Origin of the sequence: Agrobacterium sp. M50-1, assembly GCF_049843495.1 — a bacterium.
Classification (GTDB): Bacteria; Pseudomonadota; Alphaproteobacteria; order Rhizobiales; family Rhizobiaceae; genus Agrobacterium; species Agrobacterium radiobacter.
In genome coordinates this window covers 410,285-425,260 of sequence record NZ_JBBHZH010000004.1, presented here as the reverse complement: position 1 = coordinate 425,260, position 14,976 = coordinate 410,285, and the positions used below count along the sequence as shown (strand labels likewise).

Genomic DNA, 14,976 nt, shown 5'->3' with positions numbered 1-14,976 from the left:
AAGTAGGAGTCAGTAATCCACCAGCAATTGCGGGTTCGCATCATACCCGAAACGCGGTTTGACGCCGAGAAGGCCCGCCGTCTGGGCTATGATTTCACGCGTCATCGGGGCTGCTGTCGAGGCCGCCGTACGCCCGCCATTCACGCCGGTTCTTGGGGCGTCGATCATCGTCAGCACGACATATTTCGGCTTGTGCATGGGAAAACCGGCCACGAAGGCGTTGAAATTGATATCCTTGGCATAACGGCCGTTGATCACCTTGTCGGCGGTCCCGGTCTTGCCGCCCACATGAAATCCCTCCACCTGCGCGCCACGGCCGGAGCCCTTGATGCCGTTCCAGTTGAACAGGTAACGCATATCCTCACTGGTCTTGTCTTTGATGACGGTGCTCGCCAGCGATACCGCAGCCTCTTTCGAACGCGGCAGGAAGGTCGGCGAAATCAGGTTTCCGCCATTAATCAGCGCGGCAGCGGCCACCGCCGTCTGCAACGGGGTGGTGGCGACGCCGTGGCCGAAGGAGATGGTGACGGAATTGATCTTCTTCCATGTTCTCGGCTGGGTGGGCGTGGCCACACCGGGCATTTCCGTGTCCATTCTGCTAAGGAGCCCGAGTTTCGTCAGGAATTGTTGATGTCCTTCGACGCCGACCTTGTCGGCCACCGCCGCCGTGCCGATATTCGATGAATATTGAAACACCTCCGGAATGGAGAGCGGCCGGTTCCGGCCCTTGAAATCCTTGATGGTGAAGCCGCCCATGCGGATCGGCCGCGACGCATCGACCACCGAACCCAGCGTGATCGCCCCCGCATCCAGCCCCATGGCCAGCGTGAAGCTCTTGAAGGTGGAGCCCATCTCGAAGGTGGCGTTGCTCATGCGGTTGAACCAGCCCTTTTCATACTCCCTGTCGATGCTGCCATCGGCAAGGGTGCGGGAAGGTTCGTTCGGATCGTAATCCGGCACGGAGGCCATGGCCAGCACTTCGCCCGTCTCCACATCGAGGATCACCGAACCGGCGGCTTCGGCCTGATAGGCACTTTTCGCCTTCACGACCACTTCGCGGACGATGTTCTGTACCCTGAGATCGATGGAGAGCCGCACCGGCTCCAGCGGCGCGCCGCTGGCAAGACCGACGGCGCGCAGATCGGCCAGCCCCTGCTGGTCGAGGTAACGCTCCATGCCGGCGAGCCCCTGATTGTCGACATTGACGTGGCCGATAATATGCGAGGCGGTGGGGCCACCCGGATAAAACCTTCGTTTTTCCGGCCGGAAACCGATGCCCGGTATGCCGAGATTGAGAATATCCGCCTGCTGCCGGGGCGTCAGCTGGCGTCGCAGCCATTGGAAGCCGGTATCCGAACGCAATCTGCGGTGCGTTTCACGCCAGTCGAGATTGGGGATGACGGTTGCGAGCTTTTCCACCACCTCGTCCGGATCGACGATCCTGCGCGGATCCGCATAAAGCGAGACCATGTTGAGATCGGTCGCCAGAAGCATGCCGTTGCGATCGACAATATCCGGCCGGGAAGCGACGGCATTGGCGCCGGTGTTGATCCATGCGGTCGCCACCGGTTCGGCAAGACCGTATTGGACGAGACGCGCGGCGACAACGCCATAGATGACGACAAAGGCGGCGATCAGGATGCCGAGCCTCATGCGCGCATCGACCCTGCGGCGGGCGGCGGAACCGAGGATCGCATCACTGCCCTCCCCGGGATTTCTCCTGATAATGAAATGCGCCCGGCTTTTGAGCCGCACCACAAAAGCAATCATTTCCCGATGACACCCACCCTTATGGCGGCGAAACGAATTCCGCGACAACCAACGCCTTATTGAGGCTGGCACAAGATCATTCGCGGGGCCATGGAAAGAGCGGGCGGGGCGACGCCGCCGTTAAATCTGTATTAATATACATTTAAAATTGTAACGAGCCGCGCAAGCGGCCGTTAACAACCGTTACGCCTAGAGGCGGGAAATCACCGAAGGATCGCCTTCCGGGTTCTGCTGCGCCAGCGCCCGGTCGATGATGGCGGGCACGATGTCCTTCACCTCGTCGATAACAAGCGGGTTGAGAAGGTGGGCGCGGTGGATGAAGCCCTGGTCGCGCATGTGCTGCAGCAGTTCCAGCATCGGGTTCCAGAAGCCGTTTATGTTGGCGAAGACCATCGGCTTGGCGTGACGGCCAAGCTGCGCCCAGGTCATGATCTCAACGATCTCTTCCAGCGTACCAACACCGCCCGGCAGCGTCACGAAGGCATCCGAGCGCTCGAACATCATATGTTTGCGCTCATGCATGTCCTTGGTGATGACAAGCTCGTTCAATTGTCCGAGAGAATGGCGCGTTGCCTCCATATCGACCAGAAATTCCGGTATGATGCCGGTTACTTCGCCGCCATTGGAAAGAACGCCGCTGGCAACCGCGCCCATGACGCCCTTGGTGCCGCCGCCATAAACGAGGCGAATGCCGTTTTCGGCAATGGATTTCCCAAGCGCGCGGCCTGCTTCCATATGGGCGGGATCACGTCCGGGCTGGGAGCCGCAATAAACGCAGATGGATCGAATCGGTGTATTTTTGTCCGTCATGAAGGGAAGGAACTATGTGCGATGCGGCACGTCAAGAAAATTTGGGAAATCCCTTGCAAATATGGCCTTTTGGCCACTCGCCGCTTGTCTGGCGCAAGGTAAGACGCTAGCAATCTCAACTCGTGTGAAAAGCTTGAAATACCCGGAGATTCCAGGATGAAAAACAATAAAGCCGGTTTGCTGGCGCTGATCGTGCTGGGCATTGCGTCCCTGCTCATGATCTTTTTCGTCCTGCCGCGGATTTCCAATGACGGCAAACCGATCGGCGACGCCATCAACGAGGCCGGCAACGCGGTGAAGAACAGCGTTGAAATGGGCAGTGACAAGGCGGGCGACATCCTCTCCGATGCGGCTGAGGAGACGGCCAACATCGCCGATAAGGTGGGACGTCTGGCGGCGTCCGCCACCCAGTCGATCAAGGATCTGACCACTCTTTTCGCCGATAGCAAGGTTCCCTCCGACGCCGATTTCGCGGCGGCGCGCAAGAAGGTCGAGACCTCGCTCAAGGAACTGACGAATATCGAAATTCCCGAGTCGCTCGATGAAACGACGTCGCGGCTCATCACCACGGCCCGCACCGCCGCCGAACGCACCACGGCGTTCCTGCGCGGCCTGCCTGACAATGCTGCGGCGGCGGCGGCGCAGGTGCGTCGTCTGGCGGGCGTCTTCGCCGGCACCGACGATGGTGCGCCCGAACCGGCAAAGCCGGCCGCAGCGCCCGCCGATGCGGCACAGTCTTCTTCCGCCGCGCCGACTTTCGACGTGCTGCGCGTAGAGCCCGATGGTTCGGCCGTGATCGCAGGCAAGGCGCAGCCCGGCGCAAAGCTCGAAATCCTCAGCAACGGCAAGGTGATCGCCCAGACGACCATTGACGGCACCGGCGATTTCGCCGCCGTTTTCGACAATCCCCTTCCCCCGGGCGATCACGAGCTCGTGCTGCGTTCAACCGACGCGAACGGCAAGGCGACGCAGTCCGAGGAAGTGGCGACCGTTTCCGTGCCTGATGGCAAGGCGGGCGAACTTTTGGCCATGGTTGCCAAACCCGGCAAGGCGAGCCGCGTGCTGGCCATGCCGGAGGCAGCGCCTCCGGCGCTTCAACCGCAAGCCGCGCCATCGCAACAGCCTGCCGCAACACCTGAAACCAGCGCCAACACCGCCTCCGCGCCGCTCGCCGGTACGGCTCCGCTGACGTCGAGCGTTCAGGTCACCGCCGTCGAGTTCGAAGGATCGAAGATTTTCGTCGCGGGTTCCGCACCCGCCGGTTCGACGGTGCGCGCGCTGGTCGACGACACGGAAATCGGCAAGACCACCACGGAAGCCTCCGGTCATTTTGTCATCGAAGGCGATGTTGATCTCGCCGTCGGCAGCCATATCATCACCGTCGAGGAACTGAATGCCGACGGCTCCGCGAAAGTGCGCGTGCGCGTTCCCTTCGAGCGGCCGCAGACCGATCAGGCAACCGTCGCCATGCAGGCGCCGTCCACTTCGTCCTCGTCGACAACAAGCGCGACAGCGGCTGAAAACCAGAGCACGGCAAGTGACCGCGCCGCTTTCGAAAAGCTGCGCACCGATGTCGCCAAGGCGTTCGGCATTCTCTCCAATCTCTACAAGGATCAGGCGACGCCGGCGCTCGATCAGGCCATTGCCGGCCGCTCCGCCGTCGTCATCGGCCTCAAGTCGCTTTCGGAATTCCGTACAGCGGCCGCGACCGAACCGGCCTTCACCGCCTTTGCGGGCGATATCACCGCCAAGGCTCGTCAGTTGCTGACATCGGTCGAGGCATGGCCGAACGACGTGGCGGCAATCGGCAAGGGCATCGCCTCGCTGGCAAGCCGGCTCTCCGAACTGCACATCACCGCACCGGCGCCTCCGGCCCCTGCAGGCCCGCAGACCTTCGAGCAGGCGCCGCTGGCCGAAAGCCAGAACAGCGTCATCATCCGCCGCGGCGATACGCTCTGGCAGATTTCCCGCCGCGTTTACGGTCAGGGCGTGCGTTACACGACGATCTATCTCGCCAATGAGGAACAGATCAAAAACCCCGACCTGATCGAGCCCGGCCAGATTTTCGGCGTGCCGAAGGAAGCCCTTCCGAATGCGGAAGAACTTCACCGCAAGCGGCTGAAGAGCGGCTCCTGAGCGTTTGAAACGTTGCGGTGAACCCGCAACGACCCTATCTGTGACACGCGCGGCGGCTTGACCAGAGCCGCCGTCCTGCTGTCGGCTTCCGGCAGTGACCGGAGAGAATGATGGCCACGAACAAAAAAACCATTTCGGCGGATTCCAGCAATCCGACCCAGACGTTGATCAATCTATGGCCCTATATGTGGCCGGAGGGCCGCTGGGATCTGAAGATGCGCGTGGTCTGGGCGACGATATTCCTCGTTGTCGCCAAGCTGGTGCTGATCGCCGTTCCCTATTTCTTCAAATGGGCGACGGATGCGCTGAATGGCAAGCTCGATATGGCGGGACTGGTCCCGGCCTTCCTGCTCGGCGCCGTCGCACTTGTCATCGCCTATAATCTGACGCGGCTGATCCAGGTCGGGCTCAATCAGCTGCGCGATTCCCTCTTCGCCAGCGTCGGCCAGCATGCGGTGCGTCAGCTCGCCTACAGAACCTTCGTGCACATGCACCGGCTTTCGCTGCGTTTCCATCTGGAGCGCAAGACCGGCGGGCTTTCGCGGGTTATCGAGCGTGGCACCAAGGGCATCGAAACCATTGTCCGTTTCACCATTCTCAACACCGCGCCGACCTTCATCGAATTTCTGCTGACGGCGATCATCTTCTGGGCCTCCTACGGCTTTTCCTATGTGCTGGTCACGGTCATCACCGTCTGGGCCTATATCTGGTTTACCGTCAGGGCCAGCAACTGGCGTATCGGCATTCGCCGCGCCATGAATGACAGCGACACCGACGCCAATACCAAGGCGATCGACTCGCTTCTGAATTTCGAGACGGTCAAATATTTCGGCAATGAGGAGATGGAGGCGCGGCGTTTCGATGTCGCCATGGAGCGCTACGAGAAATCGGCGATCTCGATCTGGACGTCGCTCGGCTGGCTGAACTTCGGTCAGGGCGTGATTTTCGGCCTTGGTTCGACCGTCATGATGGTGATGTCGGCGCTTGCCGTGCAGCGCGGCGAACAGACCATCGGCGATTTCGTCTTCGTCAACGCGCTTCTGCTGCAGCTTTCCGTGCCGCTCAACTTCATCGGTTTCGTCTACCGCGAAATCCGCCAGGGCCTGACCGATATCGAACAGATGTTCGACCTTCTGGAAGTGGAGGCGGAAGTCACCGACAGGCCGGATGCAAAACCGCTCGCGGCCGGCCCGGGCGCTATCTCCTTCCGCGATGTGCATTTCGCCTATGACCCCGAAAGGCCGATCCTGAAGGGCGTTTCCTTCGACGTGCCGGCTGGCAAGACGGTGGCGATCGTCGGGCCTTCGGGTGCGGGAAAATCGACGATCTCGCGGCTGCTTTATCGGTTCTACGATATTCAGGAAGGCACAGTCACCGTCGACGGGCAGGACATTCGCGACGTGACACAAAAGAGCCTGCGCTCGGTGATCGGCATGGTGCCGCAGGATACGGTGCTGTTCAACGACACGCTTGCCTACAACATCCGTTATGGCCGCCCCTCCGCTACCGAAGAGGAAATAACGGCAGCGGCGGATGCGGCGCAGATCAGCGCCTTCATCGGCAAGCTGCCGGAGGGTTACGCGACCATGGTCGGCGAACGCGGCCTGAAGCTTTCCGGTGGTGAAAAGCAGCGTGTGGCGATTGCCCGCACGATCCTCAAAGCGCCGCCGATCCTCATTCTCGATGAGGCGACTTCGGCGCTCGACACCCACACCGAACAGGAAATCCAGAGTGCGCTCGACATCGTCTCGAAGAACCGCACGACGCTGGTTATCGCCCACCGGCTTTCCACCGTCATCGGCGCGGATGAGATCATCGTGCTGAAGGAAGGAATGATCGCCGAGCGCGGCACGCACAGCTCGCTGATGGCGCAGAACGGTCTCTATGCCTCGATGTGGAGCCGCCAGCGCGAGGCGATCCGGGCGGAGGAAATGCTGCGCCATGTTCGCGAAACCGACGATCTGGGTGTCATCGACCGCGGCGAACCCGCCCATTGATGGCTATACCCGGGGTAACTGGGCCGACGGACGCACCCCACCATTGCCGCGCGGGGCGTTTGGCTGTAACCAGCTAGGCAAAATTTGTCGCATTGCCGTGTGGAGCGTGTCGTATCACGACCACATGAAGACGTGACAGACGAAAACCGGAGCAAGGAATCTCATGAATCTGTTCGACACCATTCGCAACACCATCGTACCGATCCACAAGGAAGGTTATGTCTTCGTGGCGGCCTTCTTCGTCGCATCGCTGGTGCTCGGCTGGATCGCCGAACCGCTGTTCTGGGTCGGCCTCGTGCTGACGGCCTGGTGCGCCTATTTCTTCCGCGACCCCGAGCGCGTGACACCGCAGGATGACGACCTCATCATCAGCCCCGCCGACGGCAAGGTTTCCGCCGTGCAGAGCGTCGTTCCGCCGCTGGAGCTGGAACTCGGCAAGGAACCGCTGGTGCGCATCTCGGTGTTCATGAACGTGTTCAACTGCCATGTGAACCGTTCGCCGGTGCGCGGCCGCATCGTCAATGTCGCCTACCGTCCCGGCCTCTTCCTGAACGCCGAAGTGGACAAGGCTTCCGAAGACAATGAGCGTAACGGCCTCGTCATCGAGACCTCGCATGGCAAGGTCGGCGTGGTGCAGATCGCCGGCATGGTTGCACGCCGCATCGTCTGCTGGGTAAAGCCGAATGAACCGGTTGATGCCGGTGAGCGTTTCGGTCTTATCCGTTTCGGTTCGCGTCTCGATATCTTCCTTCCCGCAGGTTTCGAGCCGCGTGTATCGGTCGGCCAGACGGCGATTGCCGGTGAAACCGTGCTTGCCGAATTCGGCTCGGCCAAGGGTCCGGTCGTCAGCCGCCGCGGCTGACGGAAACAGGAAGGGCATGCGCATGGAAACGCCGATCGCCGAGCCGCAACAGAACGGCAAACCCGAGGGCCGCAGCGACAGCGGCCGTGGACCCCGGCTGAGGGAAATTCCCTTCCGCCTCGTCGTTCCCAATCTCATCACCGTTCTGGCCATCTGTGCGGGCCTGAGCGGCGTGCGTCTCGCCATTGAGGGCCGCTTCGAGCTGGCTGTCGGCATGGTGCTGCTGGCAGCCTTTCTCGACGGCATAGACGGGCGTATCGCCCGCATGATGAAAGCGACGTCGAAATTCGGCGAGCAGATGGATTCTCTGGCCGATATCGTCAATTTCGGTGTCGCCCCTGCCCTCGTGGTCTATGCCTACCTTCTCGATCAGGCGCGCTCCATCGGCTGGATCGCCGCGCTCATCTATGTCATCGCCGCCGGCCTGCGTCTGGCGCGTTTCAACGTCATGATCGAGCGGCCGGTCAAGGCGCCATGGCAGAATGAATTTTTCGTGGGCGTGCCGGCCCCGATGGGCGCCATGCTGGTGCTTCTGCCTGTCTATCTCGGCTTCCTCGGCGTCGAGCCGGATAAGCCTTTCGCCTATGTCGCTGCCGCCTATACGGTCCTGATCGGTTATCTCCTCATCAGCCGCCTGCCGGTCTGGTCGGGAAAATCGGGCACCAGCCGCATCCGCCGCGATCTGGTGCTGCCGATGATCCTCGTCGTCGTGCTCTATGTGGCGATGCTGATGAGCTTCACCTGGGAAGTTCTGGTTCTGACCGTCGCCGCCTATCTCGTCTTCATTCCCATCAGCGCCCGCCTCTGGCACCGTCGCTACGGCACGCTGACCATTGAGGAAGACGCGCATGACGACGCGAACGGCGGCAACGGCCTCGATCGCGGCATTTAAAACCGCAGGTTTATTTTTCTCACTGCAAGCCGGCGCAGGATGTGACGCAAAATGTCGCAGCCTGAAAAGCCGGCTTCGTTTTTTTCGCCTCGAATCCGTCAAGATTAGCCGCGAAAGAAGTGGCTCACACGCATCGCAACGGCGATTGGCGTGAATTGTGGAGAGAGAGAAATGACGAACGAGACGAAGGCGCAGCCGCAGGCGAAGCCCGACCTCAACAGCCACTACCGCCCGCTCGGACTAAAGGCCGTTGCGGCCGCAGCCCTGATGCTGAAGCGCAACCCCGCTGCCAAAACCGCCTGAAAATATTCGATTTTTTGATTTTCCCGGTTTTTGCGGACTGCCCGGAAAACGGAGAGTTGCGGACGGAAGATCAACAAGCATGCGGCGCCTTTTCCGGGCGCCGTTTTTGTATACGGCGTTCCGCGAAACTGCGGTTCGTCAGTTATTTACGATAACTGGCCGCCTTCTGTAACGAAGCCGCAACGAAAGTGTAGTAAAAAGCTCGCCTTCCACAAGAAGGCTATACGAACAGCGACGTATAGATTAGTGAATACAAAAGAACTTTTCTATTCCGCATTTTTTCCACAACAATGAATAAGCTAATTTTCGAATTCGCTGAAATGCGGATGACGAATATTCGGCGTTGGGGAAAGATTGTGAAGACAGGCCAGGGGGGCTTGGGACGGCCATGCAGGATAAAATCCTTCTGATTGAAGATTCCGTTGCTCTTTCCATGCTGCTGAAGACGCGGCTTTCGGAAGAGACGGAAGCCGAGGTTGTTCATTGCGACAGCATGGCCGCAGCCGACGCCCTCATGCAGGCCCATAGTTTCACGCTGGCGCTGACGGGCCTCAATCTGCCCGATGCGCCGAAGGGCGAGATTCTCGCGCTTTTATCCGAGCACAAGGTGCCGGCGATCGTTTTCACCGCAACGGTGGATGACGAGGCGCGCAAGCGCTACGCCGAAAAGAAGATCATCGACTACATCGTCAAGGACGGCCATCGCACCGTCGATGCGGTGGTCAGAACGGTCCAGCGGATTTTGAGCAACAAGCTTTTTTCCGTTCTGGTGGTCGATGATGTGCGTACGGCCCGCTCCGGTCTCGTGGAAATTCTGGAACGGCAGAATTTCAGGGTAAGCGAGGCCCATTCGGGCAAGCAGGCGCTGGAAATACTGTCGCAGGACCCGGCGATCCAGCTTGTCATCACCGACTACCATATGCCCGACATGGACGGTTATGAGCTGACGCGCCGGATCCGCGACAGCCGCTCATCCGAAGATTTGCGGGTGATCGGCATATCGTCCTCCACCGACCGGCTACTTTCGGCAAGCTTCCTCAAGGCAGGCGCCTCGGATTTCGTCTACCGCCCCTTCGTGCCGGAGGAATTGCAGTGTCGCATCGATAACAATATCGAGACGTTGAAGCAGCTCAAACGCCTGCGTGAACTGGCCGAACGTGACCACCTCACCGGCCTGCCCAATCGCCGCTCCTTCTTCGAGCGCACGCGGGCGCTGATGGATGTCATCAACGGCAATGACGAGATCGGCGCAGTCGCCATTCTCGACATCGACCATTTCAAGAAGATCAACGACACGCTGGGGCACGATGCCGGCGACAGGGCGTTGAAAAAGCTGGCCGATCTGTTGCACGACATGTGCGGCGAACACCGTCATATTCCCGCCCGCCTCGGCGGCGAGGAGTTTGCCGTGTTCCTGCGCGGGCTGGATGCGCAGGCCGCCTATCAGTTCTGCGAAGAGCTGCGCGGACAGGTAGAAAAGAATGGCCGGCAGCTGAGCGGCAGCAGCCTCGCCCTGACGATTTCGCTCGGAGTCGTGGAGATCGAAAAGGGCGAACCCTTCGACAACCAGCTGAATGCGGCGGACCAGCTCCTTTATCTCGCCAAGGCTAATGGCCGCAACCGCGTCTATTCCGACATCATGATCCAGGAAGGCCTGCAGAAGATCGGGCTGAACGGCTGAGTTTTCTGAACAAGATAGTCTTGTGTGGGATCGAGCGCGTGCCGCTTGTTTCTTCTCCCCGCCGGGGAGAAGGTCGCGGCAGCGGGATGAGGGGGCAAGCTCTCCGCATGTCTCTTCCGTAGCCCCCTCATCTGACCCTTCGGGCCATCTTCTCCCCGGCGGGGAGAAGAGGTATGCGGCGACTTCCAGCTCAAACTATTATGCGCAAATGCGCAGACCATTCTTCAGAACAATGACATCTGCCCGTCATCCTTCGCCGGTTTGATCTTCGCCAGCGGCGCGCTTTCCGGCACCGGTTCTATGAGATCGGCACCGACATTGGCGACCTTGTTGACCTTGTCCGATACCGGGATCATCTCGAAGAAATCATCCTGAACCGGCCGCATCAAGTCGGCGACCTCGCGCGGTTCCTGGGTCTTGCAATCCAGCCAGCGGCTGAAATCCTCGGGCGCAATGACAACAGGCATGCGGTCGTGAATACGGCCGATCGCGGCATTGGCGGCGGTGGTGAGGATCGCGCCGGTATCGACCTCCGAACCATCGGCAGAGGACCAGGTTTCCATGAGGCCGGCGAAAGCGACAATGCCGCCGCTTTTCGGACGGATGAAATAGGGCTGCGGTTTGCCCCCCTCCTCCTTCGGCGGGCGTCGCCATTCGTAAAAGCCCGTCGCAGGTACAAGCACGCGGCGATGGCGCATGGCGGCGCGGAAGGAGGCCTTGCCGATGGCGGTTTCCGAACGGGCGTTGATGAGCAGCGGAAAATCCTTCGGGTCCTTCACCCAGCCCGGCATGAAACCCCAGCGCACCAGCACGGCGCGGCGATTGGGCAGGTTGCTGCCGCGCTCCTGCCGCTCCCCCTCCATCACGATCAATATGGGCTGCGTGGGCGCGATGTTGAAACGGGCGGGAAAATCCTCAAGGCCGATGAGATCGAGATAGTCGGCGATCTCCTCGGGCGTCGCCTTCAGCACGAAACGTCCACACATGTTTTTTCCCTCACCCCCTTGGTCCGAACAGGATGATGGCGGCGCCGGCAAGGCAGACCGCGCCGCCGGCAATATCCCACCTGTCCGGCGCATGCCCTTCCACGCCCCAGAGCCAGAAAAGCGAAGCAGCGATATAAATCCCGCCATAGGCGGCATAAGCCCTGCCCGCCGCCTCCGTCGGAACCAGCGTCAGAAGCCAGGCGAAAGCGGCCAGCGCCAGCATGCCGGGCAGCAATATCCATCCCGTCTTGCTCAGTTTCAGCCAGGCCCAGAAGGAAAAACAGCCGGCAATTTCGGCAAGAGCCGCCAGGACATAGATAAGATAGACCTTCATTCCACCGTCTTTAGCATGCACAATCGCACCAGTTCCGGACTATAACGCCCGCTTCGGAAACCGGAATCGATTTTTCCGAGCCACGATACCAGTATAGACAGGCCGCAGACGGCCGAAACAAGCGAAACCGTTTATGACCCTTCGTATCAAGCCCCGTGCCGCCTCCTCCGCCATTGTCAGAAACGGAGACCGGCTGCTTCTCGTGCGCCGCATCAACCCGCCCTCGAAGGACATGTTCGCCTTTCCGGGCGGTCGCGGCGAAGACGGCGAAACGCCGGCCGAAACGGCGCTGCGCGAATTGCACGAGGAAACCGGCATCGTGGCGCGCAGGCCGCAGCTTTTCGCGACATACGATCTTCCTTCCCGCGACGCCGAGGGGGTGCTGACAAGCCATTATTTCCTCTCCGTCTTCACCGTGGAGACGGATGCCGATCCCATCGTGACTGTGGGTGACGATGCGGCAGATGCCGGGTGGTACACATTGGCGGAAATCCGCCTTCTGCCGGCGCCCGAAAGCGTCGTCGAATGCGCCGAGCGCGTGCTTGCATGATTGCCAGTCAGCCAGAATCGCTATTATCTAGGACTGATCCGCCCGCCGGATGGTCACGAGCCAACAGTTCACGAGTATGTGTGGGGCAGAATAGAATTTTGATACGGCCAACCATCTTCCTGTCTCTTTTTCTGACAATGCTTGCCACATCAGGGCAAGAAGGAATCGCTTTTGCGCAGCCTTCAAAACCGGCTTCCGAGGCACGTCCGGCGGAAGCGACACCGCCCAAGCCCGCTCCTTATGACGACAAGCTGGCACGGCTGTCGGAAATACTGGGCGCGGTGCAATATCTGAGAACCCTGTGCCCCTCTTCCGGACCGGAGGAATGGCGCAGGTCAATGAGCGATCTTCTGGCTGCGGACACGGTCAACGAACCTGAACGACGTCAGCGCATGACGGCTGCATTCAACCGTGGATACCGCTCCTTTGCGGCCATCCACACCAGTTGCACACGCGCCGCCATCATGGCAGAAGAGAACTACCGTAACGAAGGGGCAACACTCGCGCAGGAAATCGCGTCCAGGTTCGGAAATTAGAGGATTGTTAACCTCTTTTCGCCGCAGGCCGTGCCGTTTTGATAAAAGGCTGCTAGTGTTGTTAACAGGGTGGTAAGGACTTGCCCGCCCTGTCGAGGATGAAAAATGCAGACAAGCCGTAACGAAATCGACGATATGATCGTGCATGAAAAGATGCAGGTCGCTCTGGAACACCAGAACGAGGCATGGGCTGACGGCATGGCCGACGGCATCGAGCCGGAGATCATCGCCGATGCCGCCATCGCTCTGGCCATGCGCGAAACCATCCGTATCCATGGCGAGGCCGGCGCTGAAGCAATGCTGGAATCGCTGCGCCAGCGCATGCTTCAGGGCGAATTTTCGCCGCAGCGGGTAATACAGTAAAGCCGGGGTCTATCATGTCTTGCCTGAGCAAGGGCCTTTTGCGCTCTTCCGCCCTGCTGTCCATTCTGCTTGCCCTGACCGCCGGTCCGATTGGCGTGCCGAGCCGCGCCTTTGCCCTTTCCGAGCTGAAGCCGGCGCAGAACACCGAAAGCGAGCCGAAGACCGAGAATGGCGGTGAGCCGCAGCAGGCCCAGCCTGCGGAGCCGGACGAGATCGAAGGCGATTCGGAAGGCATTCCCCTGCCCGACCCCTTGGTGGACCGTTCCGCCGGCCAGGCAAACCAGCAATCCTCCAAGCCTGCCGATAACACCCCTGAAATGTCTGTTGTGATCGAGCACGACCTTTCCAAGGCGCCGGAACCCGTGCGCAAGCTGCGCCAGCAGATCATCGACGCAGCCGCGTCAGGCGATATCGAAAAGCTGCGGCCCTTCATCGCCGCCGGGCAGAACCAGTTCCGCATCGACGGCAGTGACAGCGAAGACCCGATTGCAGCGCTGAAAAGCTATTCCGGCGATCCGGACGGGCTGGAAGTGCTGGCGATCATCATCGATCTCCTGTCGACCGGTTATGCCCATATCGATGCCGGCACGCCTGACGAAGCCTATGTTTTCCCCTATTTTGCCGGAAAACCGCTGAATACGCTGACTGCGCCGGAAAAGGTGGAGCTTCTGCGAATCATCACGGCGGGCGATCTGGCGGACATGCAGGAATTTGGCAATTACAGCTTTTATCGCGTCGGCATTTCGCCTGACGGTAAGTGGAAGTTCTTCACCGCCGGCGATTGATCGCATCGCAGCGCTTGCCGTTCTCGGGCAAAAATCCTAACTGTGCGGAATGAGCATTCCGGCAAATGCATCTGCATCTTGCCTGCTATTTGCATAGTCTCGACGAACCGAACGGTGACGCCATGCCTTCCGCCTTTCTTGCCGACCGCCGCCTGATCCGGGTTTCCGGCACCGGCGCCGAGGAGTTTCTGAACAACCTCATCACCGCAGATGTCGAAAATCTGCCGGCAGGCGAGGCCCGGGCCGCAGCACTTCTGACGCCGCAGGGCAAGATCCTGTTCGATTTCCTGATCTGGCGCGACGGCGGGGACTATCTGATCGAAACGAGCGCCGCCGAACAGGACGCGCTGCTGCGTCGCCTGACCATGTACAAGCTTCGCGCACCGGTCGACCTCAAAGTCGAGACGGTCGAAGGCGTGAGCGTTTTCTGGAACGGGAATGCCCCGGCGGCAGGCATCAAGGACGGCCGTTTCGCCAAGGCGGGTGTTGATCTTTTGCGTATTCCCGGCGCATCGGCGTCTGACGATGTTGCAGCTTATGACGCGCTGCGCGTTGACCATGGCATTGCCGAATCCGGCCGGGATTATGCGCTGCAGGATGCTTTTCCCCATGATGTTCTGATGGATGTGAATGACGGCGTTTCCTTCAGGAAGGGCTGCTTCGTCGGTCAGGAAGTCGTCTCGCGCATGAAGCACCGCGGCACGGCAAGACGTCGCGTCGTCACCGTTTCGGCCGAAGGCGCACTTCCCGTCAGCGGGACGGAGATTACCGCTGATGGAAAACCGGTCGGCACGCTAGGAACCATTTGCGGCAACAGGGCGCTTGCCATCGTGCGGATCGACCGCATTGCCGACGCGCTTGCTTCGGGCACGCCGCTTCTTGCCGGGACTGTCCCCGTGACCGTGGCCCTGCCGGCCTGGAGCGGCCTTTCCTTCCCGGCGGCCGATCCCGCGGCTCGGGCGGAGGATTAA

15 protein-coding genes are annotated in these 14,976 nt (G+C 60.4%); 11 read left to right on the top strand and 4 right to left on the bottom strand.

Translation table 11 applies throughout. The features are described 5' to 3' along the window. Window positions 1-9: 9 nt before the first annotated feature. Together WDZ78_RS12555 and WDZ78_RS12550 are read right to left on the bottom strand one after the other, a co-directional pair. Complete coding sequence (locus tag WDZ78_RS12555) at window positions 10-1,770, bottom strand: peptidoglycan D,D-transpeptidase FtsI family protein (RefSeq protein WP_425673185.1); 1,761 nt, start codon at window positions 1,768-1,770, stop codon at window positions 10-12. Window positions 1,771-1,959: 189 nt separating this feature from the next. Continuing rightward, the gene (locus WDZ78_RS12550; protein ID WP_425673184.1) at window positions 1,960-2,580 is read right to left on the bottom strand and encodes a TIGR00730 family Rossman fold protein; all 621 of its coding nucleotides are present in this window, start codon (window positions 2,578-2,580) and stop codon (window positions 1,960-1,962) included. 156 nt (window positions 2,581-2,736) lie between these two features. Here WDZ78_RS12550 and WDZ78_RS12545 point away from each other — a divergent pair, with 156 nt between their 5' ends. From WDZ78_RS12545 to WDZ78_RS12520, 6 genes are all read left to right on the top strand, one after another. After that, window positions 2,737-4,716, top strand: coding sequence for a LysM peptidoglycan-binding domain-containing protein (locus WDZ78_RS12545; RefSeq protein WP_425673183.1), 1,980 nt, complete (start codon window positions 2,737-2,739; stop codon window positions 4,714-4,716). A 110-nt stretch (window positions 4,717-4,826) separates the two neighbouring features. Then, window positions 4,827-6,713 (top strand): ABCB family ABC transporter ATP-binding protein/permease, encoded by a 1,887-nt coding sequence (locus WDZ78_RS12540; RefSeq protein ID WP_425673182.1) that lies wholly within the window; start codon window positions 4,827-4,829, stop codon window positions 6,711-6,713. Between the two features lie 163 nt (window positions 6,714-6,876). After that, a complete protein-coding gene (locus WDZ78_RS12535; protein ID WP_003520681.1) occupies window positions 6,877-7,575 on the top strand; it encodes a phosphatidylserine decarboxylase in 699 nt (232 codons plus the stop codon). A 22-nt stretch (window positions 7,576-7,597) separates the two neighbouring features. Continuing rightward, window positions 7,598-8,467, top strand: a complete 870-nt coding sequence (gene pssA, locus WDZ78_RS12530) for a CDP-diacylglycerol--serine O-phosphatidyltransferase (protein ID WP_020009523.1) — start codon at window positions 7,598-7,600, stop codon at window positions 8,465-8,467. 171 nt (window positions 8,468-8,638) lie between these two features. Next, on the top strand, window positions 8,639-8,770 hold the full coding sequence (locus tag WDZ78_RS12525) for a hypothetical protein (RefSeq protein WP_425673181.1): 132 nt from the start codon (window positions 8,639-8,641) through the stop codon (window positions 8,768-8,770). A gap of 388 nt (window positions 8,771-9,158) precedes the next feature. Further along, window positions 9,159-10,451 carry a GGDEF domain-containing response regulator gene (locus tag WDZ78_RS12520; protein WP_020009524.1) on the top strand — a complete coding sequence of 431 codons (1,293 nt, stop codon included), beginning with the start codon at window positions 9,159-9,161 and terminating at the stop codon, window positions 10,449-10,451. Between the two features lie 224 nt (window positions 10,452-10,675). Here WDZ78_RS12520 and WDZ78_RS12515 read toward each other — a convergent pair whose 3' ends face one another. Both WDZ78_RS12515 and WDZ78_RS12510 read right to left on the bottom strand, forming a co-directional pair. Then, window positions 10,676-11,437, bottom strand: a complete 762-nt coding sequence (locus WDZ78_RS12515) for an SOS response-associated peptidase (protein WP_425673180.1) — start codon at window positions 11,435-11,437, stop codon at window positions 10,676-10,678. A 10-nt stretch (window positions 11,438-11,447) separates the two neighbouring features. Beyond that, a complete protein-coding gene (locus tag WDZ78_RS12510) occupies window positions 11,448-11,771 on the bottom strand; it encodes a YnfA family protein (protein ID WP_020009526.1) in 324 nt (107 codons plus the stop codon). A 133-nt stretch (window positions 11,772-11,904) separates the two neighbouring features. Here WDZ78_RS12510 and WDZ78_RS12505 point away from each other — a divergent pair, with 133 nt between their 5' ends. From WDZ78_RS12505 to WDZ78_RS12485, 5 genes are all read left to right on the top strand, one after another. After that, window positions 11,905-12,321 carry an NUDIX hydrolase gene (locus WDZ78_RS12505; RefSeq protein WP_020009527.1) on the top strand — a complete coding sequence of 139 codons (417 nt, stop codon included), beginning with the start codon at window positions 11,905-11,907 and terminating at the stop codon, window positions 12,319-12,321. Window positions 12,322-12,419: 98 nt separating this feature from the next. Then, complete coding sequence (locus tag WDZ78_RS12500) at window positions 12,420-12,857, top strand: TIGR02301 family protein (RefSeq protein ID WP_425673292.1); 438 nt, start codon at window positions 12,420-12,422, stop codon at window positions 12,855-12,857. Between the two features lie 105 nt (window positions 12,858-12,962). Further along, entirely contained in the window at window positions 12,963-13,220 is a 258-nt protein-coding gene (locus WDZ78_RS12495) for a hypothetical protein (protein ID WP_003501987.1), read from the top strand. A 14-nt stretch (window positions 13,221-13,234) separates the two neighbouring features. Then, a complete protein-coding gene (locus tag WDZ78_RS12490) occupies window positions 13,235-14,005 on the top strand; it encodes a hypothetical protein (protein WP_425673179.1) in 771 nt (256 codons plus the stop codon). Window positions 14,006-14,127: 122 nt separating this feature from the next. After that, the gene (locus tag WDZ78_RS12485) at window positions 14,128-14,976 is read left to right on the top strand and encodes a YgfZ/GcvT domain-containing protein (RefSeq protein WP_425673290.1); all 849 of its coding nucleotides are present in this window, start codon (window positions 14,128-14,130) and stop codon (window positions 14,974-14,976) included.

What these genes read in the sequence shown, in the direction of transcription:
- WDZ78_RS12540 (WP_425673182.1), top strand. Translation starts at nt 4,827, where the DNA reads ATGGCCACGAACAAAAAAACCATTTCGGCGGATTCCAGCAATCCGACC.
- WDZ78_RS12535 (WP_003520681.1), top strand. Translation starts at nt 6,877, where the DNA reads ATGAATCTGTTCGACACCATTCGCAACACCATCGTACCGATCCACAAG.
- WDZ78_RS12520 (WP_020009524.1), top strand. Translation starts at nt 9,159, where the DNA reads ATGCAGGATAAAATCCTTCTGATTGAAGATTCCGTTGCTCTTTCCATG.
- WDZ78_RS12555 (WP_425673185.1), bottom strand. Translation starts at nt 1,770, where the DNA reads ATGATTGCTTTTGTGGTGCGGCTCAAAAGCCGGGCGCATTTCATTATC.
- WDZ78_RS12545 (WP_425673183.1), top strand. Translation starts at nt 2,737, where the DNA reads ATGAAAAACAATAAAGCCGGTTTGCTGGCGCTGATCGTGCTGGGCATT.
- pssA (WP_020009523.1), top strand. Translation starts at nt 7,598, where the DNA reads ATGGAAACGCCGATCGCCGAGCCGCAACAGAACGGCAAACCCGAGGGC.
- WDZ78_RS12515 (WP_425673180.1), bottom strand. Translation starts at nt 11,437, where the DNA reads ATGTGTGGACGTTTCGTGCTGAAGGCGACGCCCGAGGAGATCGCCGAC.
- WDZ78_RS12510 (WP_020009526.1), bottom strand. Translation starts at nt 11,771, where the DNA reads ATGAAGGTCTATCTTATCTATGTCCTGGCGGCTCTTGCCGAAATTGCC.
- WDZ78_RS12550 (WP_425673184.1), bottom strand. Translation starts at nt 2,580, where the DNA reads ATGACGGACAAAAATACACCGATTCGATCCATCTGCGTTTATTGCGGC.
- WDZ78_RS12525 (WP_425673181.1), top strand. Translation starts at nt 8,639, where the DNA reads ATGACGAACGAGACGAAGGCGCAGCCGCAGGCGAAGCCCGACCTCAAC.
- WDZ78_RS12495 (WP_003501987.1), top strand. Translation starts at nt 12,963, where the DNA reads ATGCAGACAAGCCGTAACGAAATCGACGATATGATCGTGCATGAAAAG.
- WDZ78_RS12485 (WP_425673290.1), top strand. Translation starts at nt 14,128, where the DNA reads ATGCCTTCCGCCTTTCTTGCCGACCGCCGCCTGATCCGGGTTTCCGGC.
- WDZ78_RS12490 (WP_425673179.1), top strand. Translation starts at nt 13,235, where the DNA reads ATGTCTTGCCTGAGCAAGGGCCTTTTGCGCTCTTCCGCCCTGCTGTCC.
- WDZ78_RS12505 (WP_020009527.1), top strand. Translation starts at nt 11,905, where the DNA reads ATGACCCTTCGTATCAAGCCCCGTGCCGCCTCCTCCGCCATTGTCAGA.